Raw genomic sequence first — 7076 nt, 5'->3', positions numbered from 1 at the left:
ACCTCGCGAGGTATGCGGGATGCCGGGGTACTTCGCGAGGTATGCGGGATGCCGGGGTACTTCGCGAGGTATGCGGGATGCCGGGGTACTTCGCGAGAGCGGGTCAGAGCTTGCGCAGGCGCACGCGCTGCACGGCGTGGTCCTGGCCCTTGGTGAGGACCAGCGTCGCGCGGCCCCGCGTCGGCAGGATGTTCTGCTCGAGGTTCGGGGCGTTGATCGAGTCCCAGATCTGGCGCGCCCGCTCGACCGCCTGCTCGTCCGTGAGCGCTGCGTACCGGTGGAAGAACGACTCCGGCTTCGCGAACGCCGTCCGGCGCAGCGCGAGGAACCGGTCGACGTACCACTGGCGGATGTTCCTGGTCCGGGCGTCGACGTAGATCGTGAAGTCGAAGAAGTCGCTCACGGCCGTCGCCGAGTCGTCCGCCATGCCCGACGGGATGGGACGCGCGGGCTGCAGCACGTTCAGGCCCTCGACGATGAGGACGTCGGGGCGGCGCACGGTCTTCTCCTGACCGCGCACGATGTCGTACGTCAGGTGGTCGTAGACGGGCACCGTGACCTCGTCCCAGCCCGCCTTGACGCGGGAGAGGAAACGGAGGAGCCGGCGCCGGTCGTACGACTCGGGGAAGCCCTTGCGCTCCATGAGGCCACGGCGCTGCAGCTCGGCGTTGGGGTAGAGGAAGCCGTCCGTCGTGACGAGCTCCACGTGCGGCGTCTCGGGCCAGCGGGCCAGCATCTCCCGGAGCACGCGCGCCGTCGTCGACTTGCCGACCGCGACCGACCCGGCGATGCCGATCACGAAGGGCGTGCCGCCCGAGTCCTCGCGCAGGAACGTGCTCGTGGCCTCGTGGAGCTGCGCCGTCGCGCCGATGTGCAGGTTGAGCAGCCGCGAGAGCGGGCGGTAGACGGCGTCCACCTCGGCCAGGTCGATCGGGTCGCCCAGGCCGCGCAGCCGCTCGACGTCCGCATCGGTCAGCGGGAGCGGCGTCGACTCGGACAGGCGGGCCCACGCCGCACGGTCGAGGTCGACGTACGGCGAGGCGCTCCGCAGCGGGTCGGCCACGGTCGTGGCACGGAGGCCGGGGGCGTCGAGCGTGTCGTCGAGGGGGTCGGTCACCCGCACGATTCTGCCAGTGCCGCACCCCGGGTCACGGCTCGGGTCATCGCGAGGGCCGCCGCACCAAGCCCCGTCATTGCAGGGGTCATAACGAATCTGGGTCTTGTTACCCTGGCGCCCATGTGCGGAATCGTGGGCTACGTCGGCGCTGCCGACGCGCCGTCGCAGCGTCCCCTGGAGGTCGTCCTCGAGGGCCTGCGCCGGCTCGAGTACCGGGGCTACGACTCGGCCGGAGTCGCCCTCGTGGCGCCCGGCTCCGAGCGCGTCGCCAGCCGGAAGAAGGCGGGCAAACTCGCGAACCTCGTCGAGGCCATCAGCCTCGACCCCCTCGCCGACGCGACCGCCGCGATCGGTCACACCCGTTGGGCCACCCACGGCGGTCCGACCGACGTCAACGCCCACCCCCACCTCGCCGACGACGGCCGCCTCGCCGTCATCCACAACGGCATCGTCGAGAACTACGCGACCCTGCGCGACGAGCTGCTCGCCGACGGCGTCCAGTTCCTCTCCGAGACCGACACCGAGGTCGCGGGCCACCTCCTTGCCAAGGCGTACCGCGAGACGGGCGACCTCGCCGCCGCGATCCGCGACACCGCGCGCCGCCTCGAGGGCACCTTCACGCTCCTCGCCGTCCACGCCGACCAGCCGTCCACCGTCGTCGGCGCCCGGCACGACTCCCCGCTCGTCGTCGGTCTCGGCGACGGCGAGAACTTCCTCGGCTCCGACGTCGCCGCGTTCGTCTCCCACACGCGCGAGGCCCTCGAGCTCGGCCAGGACGAGGTCGTCACGATCACGCCCGACGCCGTCGTCGTCACCGACTTCGCGGGCCGCGTCGTCGAGCCCAAGCGGTACACCGTCGACTGGGACGCGTCGTCCGCCGAGAAGGGCGGCTTCCGCACCTACATGGACAAGGAGATCCACGACCAGCCCCAGGCCGTCGCGGAGACCCTGCTCGGCCGCACCGACGCCAACGGTCGGCTCCAGCTCGACGAGCTCCGCATCGACGAGTCGGTGCTGCGTGCGGTCGACAAGATCGTCGTCATCGCGTGCGGGACCGCCGCGTACGCGGGGCACGTCGCCAAGTACGCCATCGAGCACTGGTGCCGCATCCCGGTCGAGGTCGAGCTCGCGCACGAGTTCCGGTACCGGGACCCGGTCGTGAACGAGAAGACGCTCGTCGTCGCCATCACGCAGTCCGGCGAGACCATGGACACGCTCATGGCAGTCCGGCACGCGCAGGAGCAGGGCGCCAAGGTCCTCTCGATCGTCAACACGCACGGCTCGACGATCCCGCGCGAGTCCGACGCCGTCCTCTACACCCACGCCGGACCCGAGATCGCGGTCGCGTCCACCAAGGCGTTCCTCGCGCAGATCACGGCGACCTACCTGCTCGGGCTCTACCTGGCACAGGTCCGCGGCAACAAGTTCCCCGACGAGATCGCCGAGGAGCTCGCGGACCTGCGCGCGATGCCCGCGAAGATCCAGACGGTCCTCGACCGCGGCGACCACGTCCGCGTCATCGCCCGCTGGATGAACTCCGACTCCGTCCTGTTCCTCGGGCGGCACGTCGGGTACCCGGTCGCCCTCGAGGGTGCGCTCAAGCTCAAGGAGCTCGCGTACATCCACGCCGAGGGCTTCGCGGCGGGCGAGCTCAAGCACGGTCCGATCGCCCTCGTCGAGCCCGGGCAGCCGGTGTTCGTCATCGTGCCCTCGCCCCGCGGACGCGACTCGCTGCACTCCAAGGTGATCTCCAACATCCAGGAGATCCGCGCTCGCGGCGCCCGGACCCTCGTCATCGCCGAGGACGGCGACGAGGCCGTCAAGCCGTACGCCGACGAGGTGTTCTGGGTCCCCGAGGCGCCGACCCTGCTGTCGCCGCTGCTGAGCGTCGTGCCGCTGCAGATCTTCGCGTGCGAGCTCGCGACCGCGCGTGGCCTCGACGTCGACCAGCCGCGCAACCTCGCGAAGTCGGTCACCGTCGAGTAGGGGTTCCGCGCGGGGTCGGGTCGCGCTCGTGCACCGGCTCGCCCTGGTCCCGTGCTCCACGGGCGCTGATAATCGTCGGATGGAGCTGCGGGAGCTGGGCGACGAGCTCGAGGTCATCTCACGCGTGTACGCGCGCCGGTTCGGGGTCGAGCGGACCGACGACTGGCTCGTGCTCAAGCTGCACGAGGAGGTGGGCGAGCTCACGCAGGCCTACCTCGAGCGCAGCGGGCGTTCCCGGACGCGTGGTGACTCGCCCGACGACGTCGACGCCGCCTTCCGCGCGGAGCTCGCCGACGTCCTCGCGCAGCTCCTGCTCGTGGCGCACCGGTTCGACGTCGACCTCGACGCCGAGATCGAGCGCAAGTGGTTCCGCTGGCGGCACCTCATCGAGCCCGAGGACCGGCTCCGGGCCTGACCCGCCCGGCGTGCGTCAGTCGGTCTCCTCGTGGCGGACCGGGCCGAGGACGCCGTCGCGGGGGACGAACGTCGACGCCGCCACGCGGTGCGGTCCGCGCAGTGCTGACCACAGCTCGTCGAGGAGCGTGATCGCGCCGCCCGCCCGCGTGACCACGTCCCGGTGCCGCCGGGACGGGACCGGGAACGGCTCCGTGCCGGTCGGGTCCGGCTCGTAGGTGGTCAGCACGACGCCCTCCCCGGGCCCGAGGTCGCCGAGCGTGGTCACCGTGACGTCGGTGCCGGAGCGCAGCCCCTCGGCGTGGCGGGCGGCGCCCAGCCACGCGTGGCCCGTGGACCGCTCGACGACCGCGGTGATGCGGGGCGTGAAGATCGGCGGGTCCGGCTCGTACTCCAGCCCGTCGAGGGCGAGGCGCGGGTCCGTCCCGGTGGCCAGTCGCTTCGCGACGGTCTCGACGTGGTCGCCGTTCCCGAAGACCGTCCAGGCGTCGTCGCTGACCGCTGCCGTGTAGCGGCGCAACGGGTCCCTCGCGGTGAGAGCACCACCGGCCGCACGGCCCGACCCCGGACCGGGCGAGGCCGGGGCCACGACGAGAGCGCCGTCGTCGGGCAGGAGCACACGGTCGCGGGAGCGCCGCGAGCGACCCGTGAGCGCAACCCCGCCGAGCAGCTCGCCGACCGGCGTGCGCGCCAGCACCACGACGCGTCCGGGGTACGTGCCGGGGACCAGGACGTCGGACATTCGGGGCACGCTCACGGACACACTCTAGGCTTCGGGGATGATCATCGGGGTCGGGATCGACGTGGTGGACGTCGCACGGTTCATGGCGACGCTCGAGCGCACGCCCGCGCTGCGGGAGCGGCTGTTCACGGAGGCCGAGCGCGACCTGCCGCCCGCGTCGATCGCGGCCCGGTTCGCCGCGAAGGAGGCCATCGCGAAGGCGCTCGGCGCGCCCGGGGGCATGCGGTGGCACGACGCGACCGTGCACCGCGTCGAGGGGGGCGCGCCGGTCGTCGAGATCCGCGGCACCGTGAAGGCGCGCGCCGACGAGCTCGGCATCGCGACGTTCCACCTGTCGATCTCGCACGACGCCGGGATCGCGTCGGCGATGGTCGTCGCGGAGGGGTGACGCTCCCCCTTCTCGCCGAGCACGGGCTTCGCGCCCGTCGTCATCGGCGGACGGGCGCGAAGCCAGTGGTCGGAGGGCGACGATCGCGTGCTCGGCACGGCCGGAGGGTCCGGGAGCGTGGGCAGCCGTCCGCATCAGCGCCGGAGCGCGCGCCGGATCGCCGGCGCGATCGCGCCGGAGTCGCGCGGTGTGAACCGGAGGACGTCCACGGCGCCGGTCGATACCCAGAGGTTCTGTCGGGCGCGGTCCTTGAAGACGGCCGTGGGCGTGTCGTGGACCTCCGTGCCGTCGAGCTCGGCGACCAGCCAGCGGCCGTCGCGCTTGCGCCAGGCTGCGTCGCCGCGCGAGATCTCCCTGCCGTCGGCGTCCACCAACGGAAGCTGAAGGACGTCCGGCGGAATGCCCTCCTCGACGCACTCCAGGCGCGTGCTCGACTCGAACGGCGACTCGGCGCGCGCGTCAGCGAGCCCCCAGAGGTCGTGCCGTGTGGCGACGCCGCGGCGGCCGCGGGCGAGGTCGTGCGCCCGCTCCAGTCCCGCGGGACTGAGCTTCTTGCGGTAGAGCGCGGAGTCGAGCACCGCCAGCCCTTTGGCGCGCGAGAGCTCGGGGATAGCCTGGGCCAGCGCCCATGCCACGCTCGCGACGCGTCGCCCGCCGATCAGGACGGTCTCGAGGCCGTCGTCGAACTGCCGCAGCGCGATCCCGTCGCGTGACGTGCGGTCGCTCGCCCGTGGCAGCGCCGCCTCCGCGCGGAGCCCCAGCGGTGTCCCCTCGATGCCGTGGAGGACGAGCGCGCACGCCCCGACGCTGATCGCGTCGGGTCCGTAGGCCAGGAGGGCGAGCCATGCGGCGCGGCGCCGGGCATGGTCGTGCACCGAGACCTTCGGCGGGGGAGCCGTGCGGAGGTCGAGCACGCCGGAGGTCGGGCGCGCCCATTCCCGTCGTGCGACCAGTCCGCGGACTGCCTTGTCGGTCAGGCCGTGCTCTCGGTACTGGCTCGCCGATACCAGGCCGCCCTGGGTCTGGGCGAGCGCGAAGAGCGTCGGGGGTACCTCGGTCCGTCGGTGCACCGGCCCATGTCAGCGGCTTTCGTGACCTCACGGACGAACGGGGGCGCCCGGTGTGGACAGTGCGGCCTGGGGCGGAGCCTGTGGGCGGCCTCCGTCGTCCGGAACGCGCTACGCCGAGAACGGTGTTCGCGCCCCACGACAACGGGGCCCGCGCCCGTCAGCGGAGCTGGACGGGCGCAGGCCCCGTGTTCGGCAAGGAGGGCGCGGCGAGCGTCAGGCCTGGAGCGCCGGGATGACCTCGCGCTCGAAGAGCTCGACGCCGCTCGTGTCGTGCGCGATGCCGGGGAAGTACCCGATCGTGTACGCGAGGCCCGCGTCGCGGAACTCCGTCAGGCGCTCGACGACCTGCTCGGGCGTGCCGATCATCGGCCCGTTGCGCAGCCCCGCCATCTCGCCGTCGGCCGCCTCGGTGGAGACGGTCTTGCGCAGGTTCTCGTCGATCCAGGCCAGCTGGTCCTGGACCTCCTTCTCGGTCGGGGCGATGACGACGTTGAAGTTGCCCGAGCGCGTGATCTCGCCGAAGTCGCGGCCGAGGTCGGTGCAGTGACCCCGCAGCACCTCGGACTTGTGGCGGAACGTCTCGAGGTCGCCCGCGAAGTTCGTGTACTGCGCGTACTCGGCCGCGATCCGCAGCGTGCGCTTCTCGCCGCCGCCCGCGATCCACAGCGGGATGCTCGGGCCGGCGGCCTCACCGGCCGCGTGCTGCAGCGGCTGCGGGTAGTTACGGGCGCCGGCGACCTGGTAGACCGAGCCGTCGAGCGTGGCCTCACCCGTGCGCCACATCTGCGCCATGATGTCGACGCCCTCGGCGAGCGCGTCGAGGCGCAGCCCGGCGCGCGGGAAGCCGTACCCGTAGGCGCGCCACTCGTGCTCGTACCAGCCGGCGCCGATGCCCATCTCGATGCGTCCGCCCGACACGTGGTCGATCGTCGTCGCGACCTTCGCCAGGTAGGCGGGGTTGCGGTACGCCATGCAGGTGCACATCTGGCCGAGGCGCACGCGCTCGGTCGACGCCGCGAACGCGGCCATGAGCGACCACGCCTCGTGGGTGGCCTCGTGGGTCGGCTCGGGGACCGTGTGGAAGTGGTCGTAGACCCAGACGGACTCCCAGGCGTGCTGGGCGCCCGGGAGGCCCTCGCCCGCGAAGACGGTGTCCGCGCGCCGCGCGAGGGAGTGCATGACCTCCCAGTGCTGCGCGGGCTCGATGCCCGTGAGGTCCTGGCGCCAGCCCTGGGGGATGAAGAGTCCGAATCGCATGGTCCGACCGTACCGCCTTCGAAACGATTCGTGCCCTGCTGGGAGGCCTCACCGCACCGCCGACCCGCGCGGCGGGCGGCCCGGCGTCGTCGCATGATGGCG

Annotated in this window: 7 protein-coding genes; 3 read left to right on the top strand and 4 right to left on the bottom strand. The window is 72.5% G+C overall.

The annotated features are described in order from the left end of the window. Window positions 1-103 precede the first annotated feature (103 nt). Window positions 104-1063: a type I pantothenate kinase gene (gene coaA / locus ACFT5B_RS18180; RefSeq protein ID WP_386800587.1), complete on the bottom strand. Its 960-nt coding sequence runs from the start codon at window positions 1061-1063 to the stop codon at window positions 104-106. A 174-nt stretch (window positions 1064-1237) separates the two neighbouring features. Between coaA and glmS the strand changes: the two genes are divergently transcribed. Both glmS and ACFT5B_RS18170 read left to right on the top strand, forming a co-directional pair. After that, window positions 1238-3103, top strand: coding sequence for a glutamine--fructose-6-phosphate transaminase (isomerizing) (gene glmS, locus ACFT5B_RS18175; protein WP_386800586.1), 1866 nt, complete (start codon window positions 1238-1240; stop codon window positions 3101-3103). A gap of 79 nt (window positions 3104-3182) precedes the next feature. After that, entirely contained in the window at window positions 3183-3518 is a 336-nt protein-coding gene (locus ACFT5B_RS18170) for a pyrophosphatase (protein ID WP_386800585.1), read from the top strand. 15 nt (window positions 3519-3533) lie between these two features. Here the strand turns inward: ACFT5B_RS18170 and ACFT5B_RS18165 are convergent, their stop codons facing one another. Next, window positions 3534-4274 (bottom strand): IMP cyclohydrolase, encoded by a 741-nt coding sequence (locus ACFT5B_RS18165; protein WP_386800584.1) that lies wholly within the window; start codon window positions 4272-4274, stop codon window positions 3534-3536. 22 nt (window positions 4275-4296) lie between these two features. On the opposite strand from ACFT5B_RS18165, the gene ACFT5B_RS18160 reads away from it, so the two are divergent. Next, window positions 4297-4647: a holo-ACP synthase gene (locus ACFT5B_RS18160; protein ID WP_036953227.1), complete on the top strand. Its 351-nt coding sequence runs from the start codon at window positions 4297-4299 to the stop codon at window positions 4645-4647. Between the two features lie 134 nt (window positions 4648-4781). Here the strand turns inward: ACFT5B_RS18160 and ACFT5B_RS18155 are convergent, their stop codons facing one another. Further along, window positions 4782-5717 carry a hypothetical protein gene (locus tag ACFT5B_RS18155; RefSeq protein ID WP_386800583.1) on the bottom strand — a complete coding sequence of 312 codons (936 nt, stop codon included), beginning with the start codon at window positions 5715-5717 and terminating at the stop codon, window positions 4782-4784. Between the two features lie 213 nt (window positions 5718-5930). Further along, the gene (locus tag ACFT5B_RS18150) at window positions 5931-6974 is read right to left on the bottom strand and encodes a TIGR03560 family F420-dependent LLM class oxidoreductase (RefSeq protein WP_386800582.1); all 1044 of its coding nucleotides are present in this window, start codon (window positions 6972-6974) and stop codon (window positions 5931-5933) included. Window positions 6975-7076: the final 102 nt, after the last annotated feature.

This window comes from Luteimicrobium sp. NPDC057192, from assembly GCF_042670205.1.
Classification (GTDB): Bacteria; Actinomycetota; Actinomycetes; order Actinomycetales; family Cellulomonadaceae; genus Luteimicrobium.
The sequence above is the reverse complement of the archived record's forward strand: the minus strand, read 5'-3'. Positions and strand labels throughout refer to the sequence as shown.